The 25,064-nt window shown below is 30.9% G+C and carries 15 protein-coding genes and 1 pseudogene; 4 read left to right on the forward strand and 12 right to left on the reverse strand.

Features of this window, described 5'->3' with window-relative positions; translation table 4 throughout:
- Positions 1-42: 42 nt before the first annotated feature.
- Complete coding sequence (locus P695_RS0102560) at positions 43-2,679, reverse strand: valine--tRNA ligase (RefSeq protein ID WP_028126717.1); 2,637 nt, start codon at positions 2,677-2,679, stop codon at positions 43-45.
- Between the two features lie 724 nt (positions 2,680-3,403).
- Between P695_RS0102560 and P695_RS0102575 the strand changes: the two genes are divergently transcribed.
- From P695_RS0102575 to P695_RS05890, 4 genes and pseudogenes are all read left to right on the forward strand, one after another.
- On the forward strand, positions 3,404-5,137 hold the full coding sequence (locus P695_RS0102575; RefSeq protein WP_028126719.1) for a lipoprotein: 1,734 nt from the start codon (positions 3,404-3,406) through the stop codon (positions 5,135-5,137).
- A 243-nt stretch (positions 5,138-5,380) separates the two neighbouring features.
- A pseudogene (locus P695_RS05880) lies at positions 5,381-5,698 on the forward strand (BspA family leucine-rich repeat surface protein); the annotation flags it as partial.
- 78 nt (positions 5,699-5,776) lie between these two features.
- Complete coding sequence (locus P695_RS05885; RefSeq protein ID WP_051437355.1) at positions 5,777-8,179, forward strand: BspA family leucine-rich repeat surface protein; 2,403 nt, start codon at positions 5,777-5,779, stop codon at positions 8,177-8,179.
- A 53-nt stretch (positions 8,180-8,232) separates the two neighbouring features.
- On the forward strand, positions 8,233-11,094 hold the full coding sequence (locus tag P695_RS05890; RefSeq protein WP_051437356.1) for a BspA family leucine-rich repeat surface protein: 2,862 nt from the start codon (positions 8,233-8,235) through the stop codon (positions 11,092-11,094).
- A 437-nt stretch (positions 11,095-11,531) separates the two neighbouring features.
- Here the strand turns inward: P695_RS05890 and P695_RS0102595 are convergent, their stop codons facing one another.
- The 11 genes from P695_RS0102595 to P695_RS0102640 form a co-directional block, all read right to left on the reverse strand.
- Positions 11,532-12,488, reverse strand: a complete 957-nt coding sequence (locus tag P695_RS0102595; RefSeq protein ID WP_028126721.1) for an L-lactate dehydrogenase — start codon at positions 12,486-12,488, stop codon at positions 11,532-11,534.
- Between the two features lie 64 nt (positions 12,489-12,552).
- On the reverse strand, positions 12,553-13,179 hold the full coding sequence (locus tag P695_RS0102600; RefSeq protein WP_028126722.1) for a hypothetical protein: 627 nt from the start codon (positions 13,177-13,179) through the stop codon (positions 12,553-12,555).
- Positions 13,163-14,311 carry an N-acetylglucosamine-6-phosphate deacetylase gene (gene nagA, locus P695_RS0102605; protein ID WP_028126723.1) on the reverse strand — a complete coding sequence of 383 codons (1,149 nt, stop codon included), beginning with the start codon at positions 14,309-14,311 and terminating at the stop codon, positions 13,163-13,165. Before nagA ends, P695_RS0102600 begins: the two co-directional genes overlap by 17 nt.
- Before the next feature lie 34 nt (positions 14,312-14,345).
- Positions 14,346-16,553, reverse strand: a complete 2,208-nt coding sequence (gene recD2 / locus P695_RS0102610) for an SF1B family DNA helicase RecD2 (protein ID WP_028126724.1) — start codon at positions 16,551-16,553, stop codon at positions 14,346-14,348.
- Positions 16,554-16,703: 150 nt separating this feature from the next.
- Positions 16,704-17,627, reverse strand: a complete 924-nt coding sequence (locus P695_RS0102615; protein WP_028126725.1) for a hypothetical protein — start codon at positions 17,625-17,627, stop codon at positions 16,704-16,706.
- Positions 17,627-18,226: an FMN-dependent NADH-azoreductase gene (locus tag P695_RS0102620; protein ID WP_028126726.1), complete on the reverse strand. Its 600-nt coding sequence runs from the start codon at positions 18,224-18,226 to the stop codon at positions 17,627-17,629. Before P695_RS0102620 ends, P695_RS0102615 begins: the two co-directional genes overlap by 1 nt.
- A 445-nt stretch (positions 18,227-18,671) precedes the next feature.
- Positions 18,672-19,208, reverse strand: coding sequence for a Fic family protein (locus P695_RS05895; RefSeq protein WP_084331595.1), 537 nt, complete (start codon positions 19,206-19,208; stop codon positions 18,672-18,674).
- 65 nt (positions 19,209-19,273) lie between these two features.
- Positions 19,274-19,426, reverse strand: a complete 153-nt coding sequence (locus tag P695_RS06100; RefSeq protein WP_156922732.1) for a hypothetical protein — start codon at positions 19,424-19,426, stop codon at positions 19,274-19,276.
- 114 nt (positions 19,427-19,540) lie between these two features.
- Positions 19,541-22,309: a DNA topoisomerase IV subunit A gene (gene parC, locus P695_RS0102630; RefSeq protein WP_104207588.1), complete on the reverse strand. Its 2,769-nt coding sequence runs from the start codon at positions 22,307-22,309 to the stop codon at positions 19,541-19,543.
- Entirely contained in the window at positions 22,309-24,276 is a 1,968-nt protein-coding gene (gene parE, locus P695_RS0102635; RefSeq protein ID WP_028126728.1) for a DNA topoisomerase IV subunit B, read from the reverse strand. Before parE ends, parC begins: the two co-directional genes overlap by 1 nt.
- A 97-nt stretch (positions 24,277-24,373) precedes the next feature.
- Complete coding sequence (locus P695_RS0102640) at positions 24,374-24,940, reverse strand: hypothetical protein (RefSeq protein ID WP_028126729.1); 567 nt, start codon at positions 24,938-24,940, stop codon at positions 24,374-24,376.
- Positions 24,941-25,064: the final 124 nt, after the last annotated feature.

The raw sequence follows: 25,064 nt of genomic DNA on the forward strand, positions 1-25,064 counted from the left end.
CTTATTAGATTAGAAAAAAAGTTGTAATTTTTTAAATATTTTTTAAATATTTTTTAATTTATGTTGAATTGAGGCTAATTGTTCTTGATAAACAGCATATTTTTCTTTTTCTAGAGCAACTTTTTCAGTTGTTGCTCTGGAAATAAAGTTTTGATTGTTGAGCAATGCTTCACTGCGTTTAATTTCTTGGACAAGTTCTGCAGCTTTGGCTTTTAAACTGGCAATTAAATCTTCCCGTTTAATAAAAGCTTCAGTTTTAATTTCTAAGAAATATTCATCAATTGAAATTGAACTAATGTTTTGTTGGTCAATTTTTGTTAATGACACTTGAGCATTAACAAAAACTTTTAATAATTGGTTAATCACTGTGAGATATTTAGTAAATAATTTTTCATGTTCTTGATTTAAATGATTTAAATGGAAATTTAAAGCAATTGTGTTTTTAATATTATTTGTATTTCTAAATTCACGAATTGAAGTAATTAAATTAGTCACAACATTAATATATTCAGTATCAAAGTTAAAGTCTTGGGTTTTTCATTCTTCATTCATAATTGAATCTTTTAAATTTAAGTGCGTATAAATTTCTTCACTAATAAACGGAGCATAAGGATGCAACATAATTAAAATGTTTTTCAAAACATAAAATAAAGTTTGTTTAGTTTGTTCAACAACTTCGAGAGTTGTTGAACTTAAATTAACTTTGGCAAATTCAATATATCAACTACAATATTTTGATCAAACAAATTCATAAATTTCTTTGCCAGCTAAACCAAATTCATATTTATCCATTAAAGTTTGAACATTATTCATTGTTTTACTTAATTCAGTTAAGATTCAACAATCCACAGCATTTTCATGATGATCAGAATTAATGAAGTTATCGTTAGCTTGAAACTGCTCATCCAAATTCATTAAAACATAACGACTGGCATTTCAAAGTTTGTTCATAAAGTTTCAAGCATGACGAATTTTTTCATCACTATACTTAATATCCATCCCTGGTGTCGAGTTGGTTAATAAAAAGAATCTTAAAGAATCAACTCCATATTCATCAATCACATCCATCGGATCAATCCCATTACCAAGTGATTTGGACATTTTATTGCCATGTTCATCACGAACTAGGCCATGAATTAAGACGTCATGAAATGGTTTTTGTCCAGTGAATTCAAAACCTTGGAAAATCATTCTTGCCACTCAGAAAAAAATAATATCATAACCAGTCACTAACACATTAGTTGGATAATATCTCTCAAATCATTGGCCAGGATTTTCTTTAGTTCATAATAAAGTGGCAAATGGTCAGAGTCCAGAACTAAATCATGTATCTAAAACATCATCATCTTGAACTCAATTTTCTAAATCACTTGGTGGGTTCATACCGACATAAGTTTGGTTTGGGTCATTTTTATGATATCAAGCTGGAATTTGATGTCCTCATCATAATTGACGTGAAATTGTTCAATCAAAACTATTTTCCATTCATTGTTTTAAAGTTTGTTCAAAGCGTGGTGGAAAGAAGTTAATTGCCTCATTACTATTTTGTAAATCCAAAACTTGTTTAGCAAAGTGATCCATTTTAACAAATCATTGGTTTGATAAATATGGCTCTACAACTGCATCAGTTCGTTCAGAATAACCGACTTGATGAGTAATTTCTTCAACTTTAATTAAAGTTTGTGCTTTACTTGCATTTTCAATAATTAATTGGCGAGCTGTGAAACGATCTAAACCTTGATAAAGTTCTTCACCCATTTCATTAACAGTCCCATCTTCATTTAAACAAATTGGTTGAGCAAGATTGTGTCTAATCCCGATTTCAAAATCGTTTAAATCATGAGCTGGAGTACATTTCATCACCCCAGTTCCAAAGTCCATTTCCACATACTCATCAGCAATAACCGGAATTTGTTGATTGTTTACCGGATTAATCACCATCTGACCAATATATTTTGTATAACGAGCATCTTGAGGATGGACAACCACACATTGGTCAGCAAACATTGTTTCAGGACGAGTGGTTGCAATTTCTAATCATTGTTTAGTCCCAACAATTTGGTATTTAAAATGATACATTTTCCCAACAGTCTCACGATAAATTACTTCAATATTAGAAATTGCTGATTTTTGGACAGGGTCTCAGTTAACAATGCGTTTACCACGATAAATTAAACCTTGATTAAACATTTCGACAAAAACAAATTTAACTAGTTCATTAACTTGGGGATTTAAAGTAAAATTCTCCATGGAATAGTCTAAACTTAAACCTAATTTAGCTCATTGTTCATGGATTGCTGCTGAATACTCTTCTTTTCATTTTCAAACTTCTTTTAAAAATGCTTCCCGTCCTAAATCAAAACGATTTTTTCCAGTTGCTTTTTTAATCATTGCTTCCACTTTAGTTTGGGTAGCAATCCCAGCATGATCAGTTCCGGGAAGATATAAAACATCAAAACCATTAAGTTTTTTAAAACGAATAATCGCATCTTGTAAACTCCCATCTCAGGCATGTCCTAAATGTAATTTTCCAGTCACATTTGGTGGGGGGAGAATAATTGAAAAAGCTGGTTTGGTAGAGTTAAGGTCAGCTTTAAATAAATTTTGTTGTTTTCAATTTTCATATTTACCTTGCTCAACAACACTTGGTTGATATTTTGTTTCTAATTCTTTTTTCATTTCATTGCTCGCTCTCAAATTAATTTGTTTATAAACATTTTAATAATTATAAAACATTATAAGAAAATATCGATAAAAAAAGAAAACCACCCCCAAGGAAGAAAAACCGATTTTAGAATTTATAAATTAATCAGTGGGTTTGGTGGTGTTAATTTATTAAATTCATCTAACTATGTTTTTCAGCAAAATTGAATTTTAAACGATTGGAAATTTGATAATTCATAATTAAATTTACATATCAATCTTTAACCACTGATAAAAACTTTTTACTGAGTAAAGACAAATTATTTGATTTCCTTAACTCATTAATTAGTTGTTCTTATTCATTGCTTCACTTTGATGTAACTTTCATGTTTTTAGTGTATTAGAACCATCCCCTTTTTCATTCATAAATCCCTTGCTTTGAAAATGGTATTTTCTACGTTGAATAGTGCTTATCGAAATATTGTGTTTTTTAATAACCACTGTAATACTTTTTGTTTTATACACAATAAAACTTTTGTTTTTAAAGCTGCTGTGTTTCATTTAATCATAAAAATTCATCCTCTTTTTAATTAATTTTAGTGACATTTGCATGTCCGCTTTATGGTAGAGACCCACACCTTTATGACATTATTATTTTCACTTCAACCAAAAAAACAAATTTTTATTTTTTTGACATTTTTAAAAAAGCAAGGTATTATAACAACTTGGGAACGAAAACCCGTTAAAGGAGATTAAAATTATGAAAAAACTATTAGGCCTATTAGGGAGTCTTGGCTTAGTTTCAACAAGTGCAACTGCTGTTGTCTCTTTCGTAAAAATACCAAAAGACAATGACTCTAAAACAATAGATAAAGCACAATTAGAACAGTTAATTAATGAAGCTAAAAAATTAGCAACTGAAAACCAAGACAAAAATAATGAGGCATATCAAGCATTGCATAAAGCAATTGGAGAAGCTAATGGAGTTTTAGTAATTTATCAAAACGAAACAGAAAACCCAGGTGTTTTAAAAGAAGCACATGAGAAATTAGCAAAAGCAATGAATACTTTTACGGGTTCTGTGGATACTCCGGCAAATACAGTTGCTCTTGTACAAAGAATTAAAGATGCTAATAAAATTTTAACTGCATCTGTAAATAATTCAAAAAGTAAAGAAGATAAAGAAAGATTACAAGTAGCAATTACAGCAGCTGAAACTCTTAAAGCTCAAAACCTAAAAATTAGCGAACAAGATAAAGTTAATGCAGGAGTTCAAACCTTGCAAACTGCCACACTTGCATTTTTTAACGCCGCTGACCAACCTGCAAACACAGCAGAACTAAAAGCAGAAATTGCAAATGCTAAGAAAGCTTTAGAAACAGAAAAAGCTTTTGAAGCTATGGAGAAATTAAAAGGAGAAATCGCGTTAGCTGAAGAAGTTATTAAAGCTAACTATTCATCAAGTGACGAAGGCCAAAAAATTGTTGATGATGCAACTGCAAGATTAAAACAAGCAATCAAAGACTACGCGAATGCAGGTCAACCAGTACTTCCTGACGATCATGTTGATCTAAAAGCTTTAAGAGATAAAATTAAAGAAGCTAAAGATGTTGCAAGCGATCCAAAACGTAAACATAAACCCTTATCAGAACGTATTAAAATTGAAGAAGCAATTGGACATGCAGAGGGAATCATTGCTGGTAAACCAGTCGTTGGTCAAGAAAAAGAAATTCAAGCTGAAGTTACAGCCTTGCAAACTGCCATGGACACTTTTATTAATGAACCTAATCAAAAAGCGGAACTTCATATGTTAGATGCAAACATTAAATTAGCAAAAGGTGTTGATAAAACCAAGAAAAAACCTGATACAGTCAAAACTTTTGAAGCAGCTATCAAAGCAGCTGAGATATTAGCAGGAACTAAACCAGACATTGATAAACAAGGTGATATTGATAAAGGTGCTGAAACTATTTGACAAGCAACTTTGACTTTTTTAAATTCAGCTAATAAAATTAATATTAATCATGTAATTTATAATGGACTTAAACTAGATGGTGTTTTCAAAAATCTAACTGATAAAAAAGCAATTGGTGAGCAAATAAAGAAACAATTTCCAAACGTTACTGATACAATTGATTTCTCAATTGGAACAGTTAAACAAGCAAATAAGGATCACAAATCAAATGCTGAAATAACTGGAATAGGAGATTATCAGGCAATAACCAATGTTTATTTTGTTTTAGATCTTAAATTTATTGAAAAGAAACTTAATGATATTGTTAACACAAAAAAAGATGCAGCTTGGACAGCTGCTGAATTAAAAGCTGAAATAGAGAAAAATAATTTAGATGTTAAAGATGGTTTAAAAGTAACTCAAATCGATAGTAAACCTAATCTTGAATTAGCTAAATTTAAAATTACAACAAATAACCACTATGATTATAGTGGTTATCAAGGTGAAGTAATTATTACTCAAGGTTCAAAAACTACTTAACATACTAGGTATATTGATGCAAAGACTGGTGAAGCAAAAGAAATCAAAAATGGACCAGCTCCAGAAGGAACAAAAGAAATTCTTCATCTTGGATGAGATGTTAAAACTGGAAAAGCATATAAAGTTCCTGTAAGTATTGAAAGAGTTCCAAATTATATTAGCCCAAAGATAACTGATTTAAGCAATGTCTTTGAATATGCTGCTAATTTTAATAGAGATATTTCCAAATAAGATACATCAAATGTAACAAATTTTGCAAATTTGTTCAGAGGAGCTAAAGCATTTAACCAAGATATTTCAAAATGAAATACTGTAAAAGTCACAAATATGAGAAATGTTTTTGATGGAGCAGAAGCATTTAACCGAGATATAAAGACTGTAGGTAATAGTTGAAATGTTTCGAATGTAACTGATATGTCGAGTATGTTTTGAGGTGTTAAAGCATTTAACAGAAATATTTCAAACTGAGATGTTAAAAACGTTAAAAGCTACGATAAATTTGATGAGCAAGCAAATTCTAATTGAAAAGCAAACTACAAACCTCAATTTAAAAAAGCTTAACAACTTATTTTAAAAATTTATTAAGCTTAATCATGTATTAATCTGAGTATGAATTTCGTATACAGAAAGGCGCACATAATGAAAAAACTATTAAGTATATTAGCAACTTTCGCACTTGCTTCAACAAGCACAATGACAGTTGTTTCATGAACTATAACTCCAAAAACTAATGATTCTGAAGTTATAACTAACAATAGCCTAGAACAATTAATTGTTACTGCTCAAGCATTAGCAACGAATGAAAAAAGTAAACCTCATACTGCTTATCAAAAATTGCACAAGGCAATTGGACAAGCTCGGGGAACTTTAAAAATCTACATCAACGAAAATGAAAATCCAGGTGTCTTATATGAAGCTTATCTAACATTACAAGCTGCAATGAATACTTTTACTGCCACTGATAATGAATTAGCTAAGATTGATATTTTAGAAACTAGAATTGTTGAGGCTCATGGTATTTTAGAAAAAAATAATGATAAATTAGAACAAGAAAAAGTGAAACTACTAGCTGTAATTAAAGAAGCTGACGACTTGGTAGGGGGAAAACCACCTCGCAATGATCAAAATAAAGTTGATCAAACTTTATTAAAATTACAAACTGCAATGATTAGTTTTTTGAATTCAACCAATGAAATAGCTGATTATTCTCGATTAAATGCAGAAATAAAAAAAGCACAACAAGCACTAAACAAATACCCTAATAAACATCCAGGAGTTATAAAATCATTGAATGATGCAATTGCTAATGCTCAAAAAGTTATTGAACAAAGTTACACAACAAATGATCAAGGTATTGTTGACCAAGAAGTTAAGAATTTGAAAGCTGCAATTGCAAATTTTCTTGATGCAGGAAAAGCAAAAGCCAATACTGACGAATTAGCACAAATAATTTTTGATTCTAGAAAAATTCCCCAAGGAAATAAATCAAAAGCAGAGTGGCTTGTTTTTCAACAAGCAATCGAACATGCTCAAGGAGTTGTTAAAGGCCAACCCACAATTGATCAACAACACATTGTTGATCAAGAAGTTAAGCATTTAAAAAAAGCAAAAGAAGTTTTTAACAATACCCCAGATCAAAATGCTGATTTAACTTGATTGAAATCAAATATTGCAATGGCTAAAACCATTGGGAAAAAAAATAAACGCGAACAAGATTGATTGTTGTTCCAATCAGCAATTACTAAAGCTGAAAATTATGTTTTAAAACCTCCATTAATTGATCAACAAAGTGAAGTGGATCAAATGACTGAAGATTTATGAGAAGCAACTTATGATTTTTTAAATAAAGCTGATCGAACAGACATTCGTAGTGCGATTTTATGAAAAACTTCAATCGGAAGTTTAAAAGATGACAAACATGAAACAATTAAAAAAGCATTAGAAACCAAGTATGCGCCTCTTAAAGAAGGCAAAGATTACAAAATTGGAGCAGTTAAAGATTACAATGGAAAATTTGGTGTGGAACTAACAGGAATTAATGACTATTTTGAAAAAACAGTGGTGACTTTTGTTTTGGATATCCAAAACATTGAATATGACCTTTATGATCTTGCAAATTCCAAGCAAACCCAATTATGAACAGCTAGTGAATTACAAACTGCTATTGAAAATAAAAACTTTGATATTCAAAATGCTTTAAAAGTAACTGAAATTGCTTATGAACCAACACTTAATGTTAAACGTTTTAAAATCACAGCCAATGATTTATATGATTATAGTAACTACAAAGGCGAAATTATTATCAATCAAGTTTTAAATCGGGAAAATCAAGACAAAACAATTTATCTTGACCCAAATAATGGTGCAATTAAAGCTGTAGTCGGTTCAGCTCCAAAAGAAACAAAAGAAGTTATTAATATTGGTCGAAAAGGGGGATATGCTCAAGGGATGCCTAAAAACATTGAAAAAGTTCCAAATTATATTAGCCCAAAGATAACTAGGTTGGATTGACTTTTTCAAGGTGCAACTAAATTTAATGGAGATATTTCCAAATGAGACACTAAGAATGTAACAAATATGGATGCCATGTTTAATATTGCACCAGCATTTAACCAAGATTTAAGTGAGTGAAATGTTTCAAAAGTAAAAAGTTTTTCTTGAATGTTTGGTGGCGCAATTCAATTTAATGGTGATATTTCCACTTGAAATACAAAAAATGCCACAAATATGGACCACATGTTTGTCTCTGCAAAAAACTTTGACCAAGATATTTCAACTAAAATATTATCAAGTGGTATTAAAGCTTGAGACACTTCAAAAGTAATAAATATGGACCACATGTTTAATGAAGCACGTGTTTTTAATCAAGATATTTCAAGCTGAAATACTGGAAATGTAACAAATATGAATGCCATGTTTTATAATGCTAGATCATTTAATCAAGATTTAAACGGATGAGATGTTGAAAAGGTAACAAATCATAGTGGATTTAATTTCGGAACTCCTGCTTGAAAATTACCAAAACCAAAATTTCCTAACTAACAATAAACAACAAACCCAAAACTAAGATTTTTGGAGAAAGAAAAAAGATATAAATGAAAAAGATATTAAGTATATTAGCCAGTATTTCATTAACGGTTCCAACCACTTTACTTGTTGTGAGTTGTGGAACCAGAATTATAAATTTGAGTGATTTAGAAACAAATATTGGAGGAATCGATGGATTAGCTGATAATTATATTATTGAAGGCATTCGCAAGGCAAATCCAGGTTATTATTTTGGTGTGGGTGACTTAAGCATTAATTTTGACACATTACACACTGATGACGGTGAACCAAAAACTGGATCAGTCGAAGTCGAAGGAAAAAGAATAGATGCTGGAACTTTTACAGTTCAATTTACGCTTAATTCAGCCGATTTAAGTGAATTAGAAAGATTAATTGCTGAAGCTGATGACACCATCCAAGGTTCTAAAATTGATCAAGCATGGTTTACTTTTAATCAAGCAATTGGGTTTGCAAAAGGAGTTGTGGAAGTGAGCCCATTAGCCCATAAACAATTAGCTGTTAATGGGGCATACTATGACTTAAACTGAGCAATGTATGAATTTAAAGAAGCAAATGATAAAAAACTAGATCTTTGAATGTTAAATGCCAATATCGCTTCGGCAAAAGATGTAGTTAAAACTGATCAAAAAGATCCGGCAGCTAAAGAAGTATTACAAAATGCAATTACGGCTGCTGAAGCAGTTCGAGACAACGCAAATGGTCAAATTTGAACAAAAGAAGAACAAGAAAAGATTGCCAAAGCAGCAGATACTTTATGAAGTGCAGTAGTTACATTTATTATATTACCAAATACTAACCAACCAACTAAACATCTAAACCAAGAGCAAAACAACTTAAATTTCAGTGATAGAATGCCAACAAATGTTTTAGAAAATGAAAACCAACGATTAAGTGATCAATTAGTTTTAGAAGGAGAAAATATGTCAAGAGCTACTAATGATTTAGACAATGTTAATAAAACACCACAACAAGATTTAGAAGCCTTGTTAGCACAAGCAAAAGTTCTTGAACAAAAAGATAAATCTTTTGATGAATATCTGAAATTAAGAAAAGCAATTGGACATGTTGAAGGAATTTTAAGTGTTTATGAAAATGAAACAGAAAATGGAAGTGTTTTAAGTTCAGCTATTGCAGATTTCAAATCTGCAATGAAGACATTTACTGAAAGTCCTGATTTAAAAGCAGAGAAAGCAACTGCAAAATTAAGTGACAGAATCAAAACAGCAACTGATGCTATGGGTTCAAATCATTTTAAACCAGCAGAAATAGTTAATAACTTGCAAGGTGCAATAATCACAGCTAATGGTGTTGTAATTGCTAATTTAGGAATTAGTGAAGAAAAGCAAATTTTAGAAGCAATAAATGAATTACAATTAGCAATTCTTAAATTTTATGCAGCCGATAAAGCATTGGCAGACTATCGAGAATTGGATAACACAATTATTGAAGCAAAAAATTTATTTGAAAATGAAAAAGATAATAAAATTCAGTCAATTGTTGAGAAGTTAGAACGTGAAATTATAAAAGCTCAAGAAGTTCGTGGTCAAAACTTAACACTTGATCTCCAAGATCAAGTAAATCAAGTCGTTAAAACATTAAAAGACACAATGAGATGATTTAATGATGAGGCATCTAATAGAAAAGAAATTAGTGAATTAATTAAAGTCACTAATTTAGGTCGAATAGAAGATAATAAAGAAACTTTTATTAAAGAAGCCATTATTTCTAAAAATCCAGGTGTGACGGATAAAAATTTTGCAGTTGATATAGCTTCTATAACCAATAATAAAGCCACAATCAAAGGAATTGGTGATTATAAAGGGACAATTGAAGTAACATTTTTTATAAAAATCAGACATATTTCTACAATTGAAAATGAATTACAAAAAGTCATTGATTCAAAACAAGACGGTCTCTGAACTATCCAACAATTAGAAGAGGCTTTCGTAAATGCCAATCTAGATATTAAAGATGGAATTAAAATAGATTCTAAAGGTTCTCTTGAAGATCAAAAAATAGGTGTAAGTAAATTTACAATTACAGGTAAAGCAATAGATGGTTCTAATAATTTTCAATATGAAGGGGAAATAATTTTATATCATGTTTTAAATAAAGAAAAACAAGATAAAACAATTTTCATCGATGCTGAAAAAAACGTCTTTCAAATTAGGGCTGATTGAGCTCCTGAAGGAACAAAAGAAATCGCTCATATTGGTTGAGATGAAATGAAAAAAGCCCATCGTGCACCTGGAACAATCCTAAAAGTGCCAAACTATATCAGTCCTGAAATTAAAAGTTTAAGTGAATTTTTTAAAGATGCTGCTCAATTTAATGGTAACATTTCGAATTGAGACACTTCAAATGTAGAGATTATGGCCTATACATTCCAAGGTGCAACATTATTTAATGGTGATCTTTCAAATTGAAATACTTGAAATGTAATAAGTATGAGATATATGTTTCACAATGCATCAGCATTTAATAGTGATATTTCAAAATGAGACACTAGAAATTTATTAGAAATGGAATCTATGTTTGCAGACGCTAAATCATTCAATCATGATCTTAAATGAAACGTTAGTCAAGTGTTAATTATGGCAAATGTGTTTAAGGGAGCATCTGCGTTTAATGGAGATATTTCCGATTGAGACCCTTTAAATGTAACAACTATGGCTAACATGTTTCACAGTGCATCAGCATTCAATGGTGATATTTCCAGTTGAAATACTAAACAAGTAACTAATATGAATATGATGTTTTATCAAGCAAAAGAATTTACACGAGATCTTTCTGATTTGCAAGTTCCAAAAGTAACAACTCACGCAAATTTTGCTTTATATTCAGGAATTCAAAATGATACTCGAAAACATCCTAAATGAGTTCCTTAAATAAAATTAAAAGGAGCCAAATTAAATCAGTATCATAAAATAACGTAATATTTTTTCAACATAAATGTATATATGATTTTTGTATAAATTCATATATACAAAAATCGGTAAAGACCTCCGAAATAAAAAGTTATGCTCTTTTATTTAGTAATGCATCTACATTTGATAGCAATATTTCAAATTAAGATACTTCAAATGTAACTAGTATGAAGATGATTTTTTTGAAGCCACTTTATTTAAAATTTGAAGGTAGGGTGATAATTAAATCATGAGTAAAAATGCATTTGCACAAAAATCTATAAACACCTAAACTATAATGCTTCGATTTTGAAGCATTATAGTTTTTTTAATAGTTCAATTAAATGATGGATTAATAAAAAATCCCCACCAATGAATGGTCGGGAATTTGTTGTGATATCTTTACAAACTTTGCTAAATTATTTAATGGCGTCTTGAGCTTTAGCAACTGATAGTTTTAAAGTTGCAATTGATGCATCCATTTTCATTTGTTCGTCAGCTGTTAATTCTCATTCGATAATTTGTTCAATGCCTTGAGCTCCGATGATTGCTGGTACTCCTGAATAAACATCACTATTTTTGTAAATGTTATTTAATTTAGCACCAACCATTAAAGTGGCTTTTTCGTCTCTTAAAATAGCACGAGCAATTTTAGTTAAGGCTGCTCCAATACCATAGAAAGTGGCGCGTTTTAATTCAATAATTTTGTATGCCATCTTGACAGCATCATGACTAATTTGGTCTAATTCAGCTTGGGTAATTTTGCCATCTTTGATGTATTGAGCAATTGGTTGCCCCATGATAGCAGCATGTGATCAAACTGGTACAGCACTATCTCCATGTTCTCCAACAAAATAAGCGTCAACAGCTTGAGCACCAACTCCAAGTTTTTCAGCAACTAATCTTCTTAAACGTGCTGAATCTAAAGTTGTTCCTGAACCAATGACTCTGGCTTCAGCAAACCCTGTTACTTGTTGATAAATTAAAGTTAAGACGTCAACAGGGTTAGAAGCAATAATTGTTATTCCACTAAATCCACTAGCTTTGACTTGTTGAGCAATTTCTTGCATAATCACAGCGTTCCCAGCGACCATCTCTAAGCGGGTTTCGCCAGGTTTTTGTGGTCTTCCTGCTGTAATCACAACTAAGTCAGCATCTTGACAATCTTGATAATCACCAGCCTTAATCCCAGTCACAGGTAATGGTAGGATTGACATTGCATCAGACAAGTCAATCGCATTCCCTTCAGCTGCTTGTGGAAAGGCGTCAATTAAGACATACTCACTTGCCAATCCTTGATTAATCGCAGCATAAAGAAATGATGTTCCAACAGCTCCTGCTCCAATTAATACTACTTTATTTGATGTTTTTTTCATGTATCTTGTTCTCCCTTATACTTTTATTATTATAAACCTGATTTGGTGATTTAAAAAAGGAAAATTACTCATTTTCCTTTTGGTTATTTTGGTTCATAAATGGATTGTCTTGGCTTTTTTTTAAGAATGTTTCAGCATCACTCGTGCGTTGTTTTTGCACCTTGACTAAAATTTCCTCATCAGAAATTTTAGTGTTTTTGTTTTGCTGTTTTTCTTGTTGGATTAGTTTATGTTCTTCGACATTCATAAAGATATGTTCATCAATTCTGGAAGCTGCTTCTAAAATCGAAGCAGTCACTAAAAAGAGAAACATCACCCCCCCAAAAACCAGTACAATTATTTTTAAATCTGTGCTTAAAATCTTATCATTTGCAAACATCACTAAAAGATTAATTAAACCAAAGATTAAAGCAAGACTATAAAAAGTGATTGCTAAATATCATTTTAAAAGATCTTTTTGACTACGTTCATAATTGGTTTTGGCCATTAATTTAAAACGAAAGAAGAAATAAATAAACAATGCCACAAAACCAATAAATCATAATGAAATATCGACACTAATAATTACCTTTCAAGAGATTGACGTTTTAAAAATAGCAATAACTACAAAAACAAAAGCCCCAATTAACAAAGTTGCTGCAAATGTAGCTAAATATTTTAATCTCGTATAGCTTTTAGAATTGTTTTGCATAGATCACCTTTCCTTCTGCAATGGTCATTTCGACATGTAAATCACGATCTAACACGACAATGTCAGCTAATTTTTTTGGCGCTAATGAACCTGTCTTATTATAAATGTTTAATTGTTTAGCAATATTAATTGAACTCATTTTAATTAAATCAAGCATGCTTGCATTGGTGTATTGTTTCATCGTGCGGACATTATGATCAAAAGTAGCTCCAGATCCAGCTAATGCTCCATTGGATTTCAAACACACCTTCATCCCAGTTTTGATAACTGGTAATTTGCCTAATAAGTAATTTCCATCACGCAAGCCTTTAGCATTCATTGCATCAGTAATGATGCAAATATGATTTGGTCCTTTAATTTTATAAATTAATTGTAAAATTTCAGGCTGTAAGTGAATGCCATCACTAATAACTTCAGCTAAAACATCTTGATGGTTAAAAGCAGCTACCACTAAACCTGGACGATGTTGGTCAACCCCACTCATCCCATTAAATAAATGTGTCACATGACGCACTGCTAATAAATATTCTTTTTCAAACTCTTTAGCAGTCATGTTAGTGTGGCCAACAGCAGGAATAATTTTATGTCTTAATAAAAACTTAGTGTAACTACCATCTTGTAAATCAGCAGCATAAGTCACCATTTTTAAATTATTTTTTGATCATTGCATGACTTTTTCAGTTAATTCTTCACTTGGTTTGATTAATAGTTTTTCATCATGAGCGCCTTTTTTTTCAGGAGAAATAAATGGTCCTTCCATATGCGCTCCCAGACAAATTGCTCCTTTACGGTCCACACGACTCATATACTCACCAAATTCTTGGTAATTTTTTTCCATGGTTGGAATGTTGGTTGTTACACTTGCTTGTAAATATTTAGTAATTCCTTCTTGGCCAACACTTTTAGCAAATAAATCAAAACGATTTTTATTGCCAGTTTCAAAATCAACACCATATCCACCATGCACATGGCAATCAATAAAGCCAGGTAAAATTCATTTTCCTTTTAAATCCAAACCATCTTCATTAGTGTCACCAGGTGCAATATCTTTAATTCGATCTTTTTCAATAATCAAATATCCATTATCAATAATTCTATCTTCGAGAACTATTTTCGCATTTTTTAAAACCATCTTTAGTTCCTCTCTTCTAAATTAATTTTATACCTTAAATTTCTTGCTTGTGGAGTTTATCAATGATTGTTGTTTTTCTATTTCTTGCTTTAATTTTAATTGCTTGCATTAAAGTGTAAAAATCTCCAACAATCATCAGTTTTTCTTTAGCACGGGTAATGGCTGTATAAATTAATTTTTGATTTAAAAAGTTAGGTGATGGATGACCAGCTTCGAGCACAAAAACCACACGATTATATTCACTTCCTTGGGTTTTATGCACACTGGCAGCATAACCAAGTGAAACTTCATTAAAGTTCTCGGTTTTTAAAAAGACAGTGCGATCATTGTCAAATTTAACTTCAGCCTCTAAGAACTTATTTTTTTCAAATGTTAAATTTTGAATAATTCCCATTTCTCCATTTGTTAATTCTAAAGCTGCTTCATTTTTTAAATACATAATCTTGTCTTCTTTAGCAAAACGATAACGATTACGATCATAAACTTCTTTGGTTTGTACTAAATTTTTATTAAAGCTTGCTTGAATAAAAGTATTTAAATTTTCAATGCCAATGCCACCTCCATAAATTGGGGCAATCACTTGGTAATCAAAAGCAGAAAAATTGGCTTTTTCCAAATAGAATTGGTAATCCACTTGGATGTTTTTTAACATTCCTTCCACATTGGTATCAAATAAAGTTTCAATTTCAGGATGGGCATTTCAATCAAAATCATCAATTGTTTGGGTTTCAATTGCTTTAGCTAAAGCAATAATGCCATTACCTTCTTTTTGACGGTGAATGGTATTTAATTTGACTTTTCTAAACATATTAGAACGAATTAAATCCTCGAAAATGTTTCCGTAACTAACAGATGGTAATTGGTTGTAATCACCAACTAAGACAATTTTTTTTAAGTGTCCTTTGGCACTCAACAATTGCGCAAATAAACGATTATCAACCATCGAAAACTCATCAATAATAATTAAATCTTGAGTTAAAGGATTATATTGATTGCGTTTGAAGTTATCTTTTTCATCAGCTTCTAATAATTTATGAATGGTACCAGGAATTGAAGAATGCAAAGTTTTTTTAAATCGCGCACTAGCTTTTCCAGTTGGTGTGGCAATGGCAAAATTAGTGTTATGATAAACATTTTCATAAAGTTTGGCAATTCCTTGAATTAAACGGGTTTTCCCTGTTCCAGGTCCCCCAGTAATTAAAGTGATTGGATTTTCTAAAAAGATTTTAAATGCTTTAATTTGGTCTTCATCAAATTTGAAATCAACAATCCCCGTTTCTTCCCCCATTGCTTTTTCTAAATCACCCAAGACTTTTTCTCAAGCAATGGATGGGGGAGTTGTGGTTTTATTATTTAACATTTCTATCAAACTACGCACAATCATCTCTTCATCTTCTCAAGCTTCACTTGCATAAAATTTATCATCAATAATATACACTAATTGATTTTCACAAGCATAGGCTAAACCTTGAATAAATTCTGCTTCATCAATTTGTAAAGTTTTCATCGTTCTGCTTTTAATTAAGCTTGTTGTGGTGTAAGTATCGCCTGAATTAAAAGCAAGATCAATGGCTATTTTTTGAATTCAATAACCAATTCTTTCTGGAGCATTTGGATTTAAACCAAAATAAACCGCAATTTTATCAACTTCATTAAATGGTCTAATTTTTAGTCTTTGGGCAAAACTAAAAAAATGATTTTCAAAAATATGACGAATTTCTTGTTCAGATTCACACAATGTTTTGACATGATTATAAATGTCAATTTTTAATTCATTTTCATAAAATAAAATTTGTAATTGGTTTTGTTCAGCTTGAATTTTTAATTGTTTTTCTACAATCCCTGCTAAATGATGTGGTAAATCTTGGACTTGATAGAGTTGTTCATAATTGAGTTTAATTGTCGCAATGGTGTCTTCACCAAAATAATCAACAATCACTTTGGCATATTTACGCCCAACACCAGGAAATAAATCACTCGAAAAAAAGCGGATCACAGCATCAGGAGAATTAATCGTCGCTGGACGAAAACTAGTTACATTAAAACTTTTTCCATACATTGCATGTTCTTCCAGTGTTCCTTGAATTTCATAAAGTGTCTTTTTTTCCATGCTAGCAATCGCACCTTTGATTTTGATTTGCATTTTAGCATTCTTTTCCATGCAAAAAAGTGCCATTGCTCAGCCGCTATCTTTTTTAGTTAGGATTCTTGTTAAATAACCACGTATAATTTTGTTTTCCATATTAAATATTTTACTAGATAAGCATCTGAAAAGGTAAAAATAAAATTGGGAGAGTCAATAAAGTTTTTAAAACTAAGCAATTTACAAAGAAAAAAAATCAAGTTTGATCACTTGATTTTTAACTTTTATCTTTTTGCAAATTAAGCCAAATTAAGCTTTTTGTGTTCTTTCGGCTTCGGCTTGTTTTGTTGCCAATGCTTCATATGAATGCATATGAACAACACCTTCTTTATTTCAAATTCCTTTGATAGTTGCCATTGTTAATCTAATAACTAACATAACATACATAAATGTTCATACTAGACGGAATAGGGCATTCATGATCAGAATGAATCCGAAAAATCCATCAGCTTCAGAGAACGCTCTCATCATATCAAGGATTGCGGCAATTAAACGAATAATAGCCATGAAAATTACACCAATTAATTCTAATGTAATAATTGCTAATCAAACTGTTGAAATTGCTTTCATGATTGAAGCTTTTGATGTGTTAGCATCTGCCAATTCTTGTTCGGCATTTTTAGATGAGAACAAGAAGAATGTTGGTGCTGATAAAGCTAATAATCCAATTAATAAAATCATTAAAACTAATGGTCCTGTTGAACTAATTAATTCTTTCATCGGAATTTTTCCCATGACTGTTCCACCAATGAATAACATTGCCAAACCAATCATAGCTCCAAAAAAGCCAACTTGTCCCATTATATTTGAGATTGTGTAACGAGGACTGATTGTTGATGTAGTATTAACATTTGGCATCATTGTCATGATGAATGGAGTGAAAATTCCATTTAATGATAAACTTAATGCTGAAATAATAAATTTATTGTTTGCAATCACTTCATCAGAATTGTTTTTGACAAATCTGATGATTCAAATTCCTACAAAAATTGATTTTCAAGCAAAGTAACTAATGATTGTTAAAACCACTGTTGATGTGATTGGGTTCATGGTAGTATTTCATCGACCAGGGTTGAAAGCAACAACTCCGGCGATAAACATACAAACTCCCATCACGATCCCAAAGACTTGGGCGATATAGATAAACGTTCTTGGTACGTATGATTGTCTCATTAAAATTCTCCTGCTATTTTTTTAATTTCTTCTTTTAGTGTGAGTGCAGCTTCAGCTGGACTCATCTGATTTAAAGGGGGGAGTTTTGTTCCGGCTAATAAAATTGGTGTTCCAACTTTAGCCCCAACAAATTCTCATGTACCTTTTAAATTTTCAGTATGGTTTCCTCAAGGGTATCACCCAAATGGTGCTCCTTGAGTAGTGATTATTTGCACTTTTAAGTGCGGTAATAATCCAATTGCATCTCCTTTTTTAGAATACTTATATGAAAATGTTTCATTAGCTAATAAAACATGATCTAAATAATTTTTCATCAACCCAGAAATATTAAAGTTATTCATTGGACAAGTCACTACAACTTTATCAACTTCTCTTAATTGTTTAATATATGCATGGGCATCTTCTTGATTTCAATATTCACCAGAGTCTGCTTGCGACAATGTAATTGACGCCATTTTCTCTTTATTTAAATCTAAATGAATAATTTCATCATTGGGATTTAACTCTAGATAATCTTTTAAAAATAAGTCGGCAACTCCTTTTGTATATGATTTTTCACTAGGAGTTGATGATGCATTAATTACTAATATTTTAGACATCTGTTTTTACCTCCTCCAATAATTTTAACAAAAACAAAAGGGAAAGTTGAAATTAATCCTCAAATATTTTTGTTGTGTAGATTTAGTAATGATGCTGTCTTAGAAGTTCATTAAGTAGAATCGTTACAAGCCTCATAATTAATGATATGGAAAGAAACGTTTTTGAAACTATAGAGCAAGTCATTCATAAAACAATAACAAAAAAACAAAACATTATGGTTGTTATTACTTTCACTGAAAACATTTTACCAATTACCATACATATTTTTATGTCCTAATCGAAGTTATTAAAGAAGAATTCATTTGAAAAAATATTGAAGTAAAAGCAAAAACAAAGGTCTGTGAAGAATTTACACAAAACTCTTTACAGACCCAAATTTTTCACTTATAAATTTAGTATTTAAAATTATTTTTTTGCAACATTTCCATTACTAATTGATAGTGATTAATTTACAATTTCATAATCATCATTTGATTCAATTACTGGTTCATCTTGACTTATTTTCAATCTTTTAGATTCTTCAATGATATCTTCTTTAAATTGGTCATAAAACAAGTTAGTAGTATCATCAACAGACAACTCTTTAAAGTACTCTTCACTTGATTGACTAACAAAAGATATGTATTCTTTTCGTTTTGTTTCTTTAATGATTAAAGGAGCCAAGTCATGTTGTAAACATTGAAAAATCATAAGACTTCTTCCGGTTCTTCCATTTCCATCTTGAAATGGATGGATAGATTCAAACTCTAAATGAAAACTTATAATTTTTTTATATTTTTTTTCTACTGATAAATTATCAATATTTAATGATGCAAATTTATATAAAAGGTTTTCAATTAAAGGATGGATATTTTTGTGTGATGGTGGAATTGTGTTTGAACCAGCAACTAAAACATCATGATCTCTAAATTGACCAGATACAATACCTTTAATATTGCTAGTCAAAGTAAAATGAATGTCTCTTATTAAATCTTTAGACATAGTTTTATTATGACTTAAAGATTTTTCAATAAAATTTTAAGTAAATTCATAGTTTTGAACCTCATTTAATTCACGAAATTAACAGATCTGTTTGGGGTTTTATTATCTAATAATAAACAATAAGTTTCACCAAAAGTTAATGTGTTACCTTCGATGTGAGATGAGTTAAAGGCATCTCTTAATTTTAAATCTTCTAAATATTTTTTTGTTAATTTCATTTTAACACCCTACTCTATTTTAAATATCAAACAAATATTAAGTATTGGCTGTTGTATTTATTGATATAGTTATCTAAATGATATTTATTATTTTGCTTAATTTCTATGTTGAAATTAATCATCAAATAAGTCGTCAAAGTCTAATTGCACATTTTTAGTTTCATCATCTTTTTTAGCTGGTTTTGGTTTTGGTTTTTCTTTTGGTTTTTGAGGAGTAAAATTCCCTAAAACAGAACTAATATCACCAAGCATACTTGATAAACTCGGTAATTCTGCATTTATTTTTTGTTCTGCTTCTGCTTTTTCGTCTTTGGAAATGGTAATTTTAGCAGTTACTTTACCACGATTAGCTTCACGGATTTCTTGGTTTTTAGCTTTTTTTGCTGCTTTTGAAACATAAGCTTCACCATCTTCAATTGAAGATGAAGATTCAGGAGGGACATCTCCATTAGTCACAATATAATCTTTTTCTAAACTAGCATTAACAATGCCTTTGATTGGTGAATCATGAGTTTCACTTGTGACCATTTGGCGACGAATATCATTAATGATAAGTTCTTTATAATCATCATTTTCGTCTAAAATATGAACAACATCGTTATTGTTAACAACAAATCCAACTAAGATGTTTTCTTGTCCACGTTTACGTTCTGGGAATAAACGCATACCACGTTTTGGTCTTAAGAAAATTGCAATTTCATTTTGATCAAGACGTTTATAATTATCACGATCAGTTAAAATCATCACATCATCTTCATCTTCAAGTGGTTTACCAGCCACAATGAAATCATCTTTTAGATTGGCAGCTTTCACCCCTTTTGAAGATGTTCCTTGGACAGGAACATCTTCAATGTTATATCTCACTCCATAACCTTTTTGGGTAATGATCACAACACGACGAGTTTTGGATGACACTAAACTTGCACTCACAATTGCATCATCATCAACAAGCTTCATTAATTTGAAAGCACGAGTAAATAATTTAGTTTCTAAATCATAAATTGGGGTACGTTTAATCATTCCATTTTTAGTAGTTAATAAAATTTGTTGGGTTGATTGTGCAAAGTCAGAAACAATGAAAGCTGAAATAATTTCTTCATTCCCATCCATTGTCGCTAATGTATTAATATGCATGCCCATTTCTCTTCATTTACTCATATTGACTTTATATAAAGGAATTGAATAATAAGTTCCAACATTAGAAATTAAAAGTAAATGGTCTAAATTGGAAACTTGGGCATTGGTAATTCACATATCATTTGGCTTACGACCAAATGTGTTCATTTCATTTTTAGCAATTAAATTATTTTCAATCGCTTTAATGTACCCATCTTTAGAAACTCAAAGATGGAATTGTTTTTCGACAAGTGTATCTTTAAATTCAACTTCCAGATTTTCGACAATTTCGACAATTTCAGTACGACGGGGAATGGCATAATCTTTTTTAACTTCTCTTAGCCCTTGAATCATTGCTTTATTTAATTCGTCTTCATTATTCATAATTAATTTTAAATAAGCAATTTGGGTTGTGAGACTCGCTTTTTCTTCGTTTAATTTCACAATATCTGTTGATGTTAAACGGTACAAACGCATATCAACAATCGCTGTTGCTTGGGCTTCTGTAAAACCAATTTCACTTTTAACTAAGTTTTGAATCGCATCAGCACGGTTGATTGAAGCACGGATAATGGCAATCACTTCATCGAGAACAGACATCACTTTAATTAATCCATCAACAATTTCAATCCGTTTTTCTGCTTTATTTAAATCAAATTTTGATTTCAATAAAGTTACTTCTTTGTAGTGTTCAAGATAAGCTCATAAAATTGGAATAATTCCTAATTGTTTTGGTTGTTTATCAACAATAACAACATTGTTGTAGTTATAAGAAACTGAAAGGGGGGTATTTTTAAATAAAAATTTACGCACAGTTTGCACATTGGCATTATCCGCTAATTCAATCACAATTCGCAAACCTTGACGATCAGTTTCATCACGTACTTCACGAATTCCTAAACCTTGGTTATTATCGATCACATCACCAATTTTACGTACTAAATCTTGTTTAACAACTTCATAAGGGATTTCATCAATCACAATATTGCCATGTTCTTCATGTCATTTGGAATTTAAAATGACTTTTCCTTTTCCAGTAATAAAAGCATCACGAATCCCATCCATCCCCTGAGCAATTCCTCCAGTGGGAAAATCTGGTCCTTTAATAATTGCAAGAATGGTATCAATTCTTGTTCCTGGAGTTTTAATTAAAGCAATAATTGCTTCAATGATTTCCCCCAAGTTATGCGGTGGCATATTAGTCGCATAACCAGCAGCAATTCCTGTTGATCCATTAGTTAAAATATTGGGAAAATATGCCGGGAGCACTGTTGGTTCTTTTTCACTATCATCAAAGTTGGGGGCAAATGTCACAGTTTGTTTATCTAAATCTTGTAATAACAAACCAGCAATTTTAGCCAAACGCGCTTCAGTATAACGCATTGCTGCAGCCCCATCTCCATCAATTGATCCATTGTTTCCTTGCATATCAATTAAGGGCATGTTGAGTTTTCAAGTTTGACTCATCCTTACCATTGCTTCATAAATCGAACTATCACCATGCGGGTGATATTTACCAATTACTTCCCCAACAACACGAGCAGATTTTTTATATGGTTTATCAAATCAAAGACCTAAGTCTCCCATCGCATACAAAATTCGACGTTGGACAGGTTTTAACCCATCGCGCACATCAGGTAAGGCACGTTCTTGAATAATATATTTGGCATAACGACCAAAACGGTCACCCATTAGTTCTTCTAAAGGAAGACTAATAATGCCTTTTTCATTTTCAATATTTGAATTATCAATTTTCTTTTTTGCCATTATTGTCCTTCCTCTTGTTGTTGACTTTTGCTTTCTTGATCATTGATGGTAATTTTTTGCTCATCTTCTAAAGTGAATTTAACATTCATATCAATTCAATCTTTACGTTTTTCTACATCATCACCCATTAACACTTTAAAAGCATTTTCAGCAGCCAAAGCATCTTCAATAGAAACTAAAATTAATTTACGTTTACTTGGGTCCATCGTTGTTTCTCATAATTGATCAGCATTCATCTCTCCCAATCCTTTATAACGTTGAATTTCAAATTTCTTTTTAGCAGTTTTAGCAATGTTGGCTAATTCAATTTCATCTCACACATATTGCATTGACTTATCAGAATAAGTCAATTTGTATAATGGTGGAAGTGCTAAGAAGACATGTTTCGAAAGAATTAATTCTTTCATGTAACGGAAAAAGAAAGTTAAAAGTAAGGTTTGAATATGAGCTCCATCAGTATCAGCATCAGTCATAATAATAACTTTCCCATAATTAGCATCAGCCACATCAAAATCAGAACCAACTCCAGCCCCAATCGCATTAATAATAATGTTAATTTCTTCATTTTTCATTAAATCAACAAGTTTAGTTTTTTCTGAATTAATGACTTTTCCTCGTAATGGGAGAATCGCTTGAAAACTACGATCACGTCCAGATTTGGCACTCCCTCCCGCAGAATCCCCTTCAACTAAATAAAGTTCGTTAATTTCACGACGACGACCTTGGGCGGGAGTTAATTTTCCTAGCAATGTGCGATTGGAATTACTTTTTCCTTTCGCATCACGAATTGCTTGACGAGCTTTACGAGCTTCATCACGAGCTTTACGAGCAATTAAAGCTTTTTCAATAATTTTAGTGGCTTGGACTTTATTTTCTTGTAATCAAAAATTCATATGACTAAAAGTAATTGATTCTGTTGCCCCTTTGGCTTCAATGGTCCCTAATTTTGACTTAGTTTGTCCTTCATATTGAATTAAATTTTCCGGGACTTTGACAGTCACAATCGCTGTTAATCCTTCTCGCAAATCATTTGAATCCAATCTTGGATCTTTATCTTTTAAGATTTTAGAATTTTTGGCATAATCATTCATCGCACGAACTAATCCTGATTTAAAACCAGTGATGTGACTTCCACCATCACCGGTTTTAACATTGTTAGCAAACCCTAAAATTGTTTCATTATAATCTTCGGTATATTTTAAAGCAATTTCGACTTCGATTTTAGCACTAGTCCCTTCAATCTTGATCGTGTCAGTAATGGGAGTGAATTCTTCAGTTAAATCTTTAATAAATTCATTTAATCCGTTTTCAAACATATAGGCAATTTTTTTCTCAGTCGTTGCATCAGTTAAAGTAATTTTTAAACCAGAGTTTAAAAATGCAGATTCTTTTAAACGTTCACTAATTGTCGAAAAATTAAATTTAACAATTGGAAAAATTTTAGTGTCTGGTAAAAAATTAACTGTGGTTCCAGTTTTATAAGTATTACCAATTTCAGTTAATGGGGTTTTTAATTTCCCACCATTTTCAAATTCTAATTCGTGAATTTTTTTATCACGATAAATCGTTACTTTAAATTTGCTTGACAAGGCATTAACAACACTTGAACCAACTCCATGCAGTCCTCCTGATGTTTTATACCCACCATCACCAAATTTTCCTCCAGCATGTAAAATACTGAAAATAACTTCAGCAGCACTTTTGCCCGTTGAATGCATTCCTGTTGGCACACCACGTCCATTATCTGAAACTGTAACTGATCCATTTTTTTCTAAAACCACATCAATTTCCGTCGCGTGGCCTGCCAATGCTTCATCAATTGAATTATCAACAATTTCTCAAACTAGATGATGCAATCCACGCACATCAGTTGAACCTATATACATTCCAGGACGTTTACGAACAGCTTCTAGTCCTTCAAGAACCTGAATACTTTTCTCATCATAAGTATTTGTAACTTTTGCCATAAATCTCCTTTTTTAACATATTAATTATAAAGTAATATTTTTAAAGTGAAAATGAAAAAGTGGTATTTATCCACTTTTCAACAATTACTTGTTCTAATTAATTTAAATTTTCATTATTTTGTTGTATTCTCATTTTGCTATTTGGATAAAAAAATCATTTTAAATTCTCATATTTTGTAAAGCTACTGATCATCATTAAAGTTGCTATACCAGCAATTACCATTCCTGTAATTAAAAGGTGCATCACAATTGTTTTAGAAAAAATGACTAATTGAAAAGCATCAAAATTCAAAGTTGGAATTGGAATCACAAAAATTTCTAAATTGTCCAAATCACTAAAAATAATGACAACAAGAATTAATAAAACAATGGCAAACATAATTCTTGAGAGACAAATAAAATTGCCTTTAGTTATAAATTTTTTAAATTGCCATTGCTGTAAAACAAAATTAATTTTTAAACTAAAAATTGTGAAAATCAACAAAACAATAACTAAAGTTAAACTGATAGAGAAAAAATCTTTTTCTCTAATAATGTTTTGTCAAGGTTGATTAGGTATTGAACCATTAATTAACAAAGCTAATAAAATACTAAAAGCTAAAAGAAATGAGATGGTAGCGATGGAATTAAATATTTTCTCCAAAAAATTAATATTTTTTTGCATAATTTCGTTCTCCTTTCGAGCCTGTTGGAGTTTGTTTAATTATAGCAAGAGTAACAATAAATAAAATAAAAGGGCTCACTTTTTGTTAAATTGTCAATGATATCGTAAAAATAAAATATGGACA

It is taken from the genome of Williamsoniiplasma lucivorax ATCC 49196, assembly GCF_000518285.1.
In the GTDB taxonomy this organism is placed as follows: domain Bacteria; phylum Bacillota_I; class Bacilli_A; order Mycoplasmatales; family Mycoplasmataceae; genus Williamsoniiplasma; species Williamsoniiplasma lucivorax.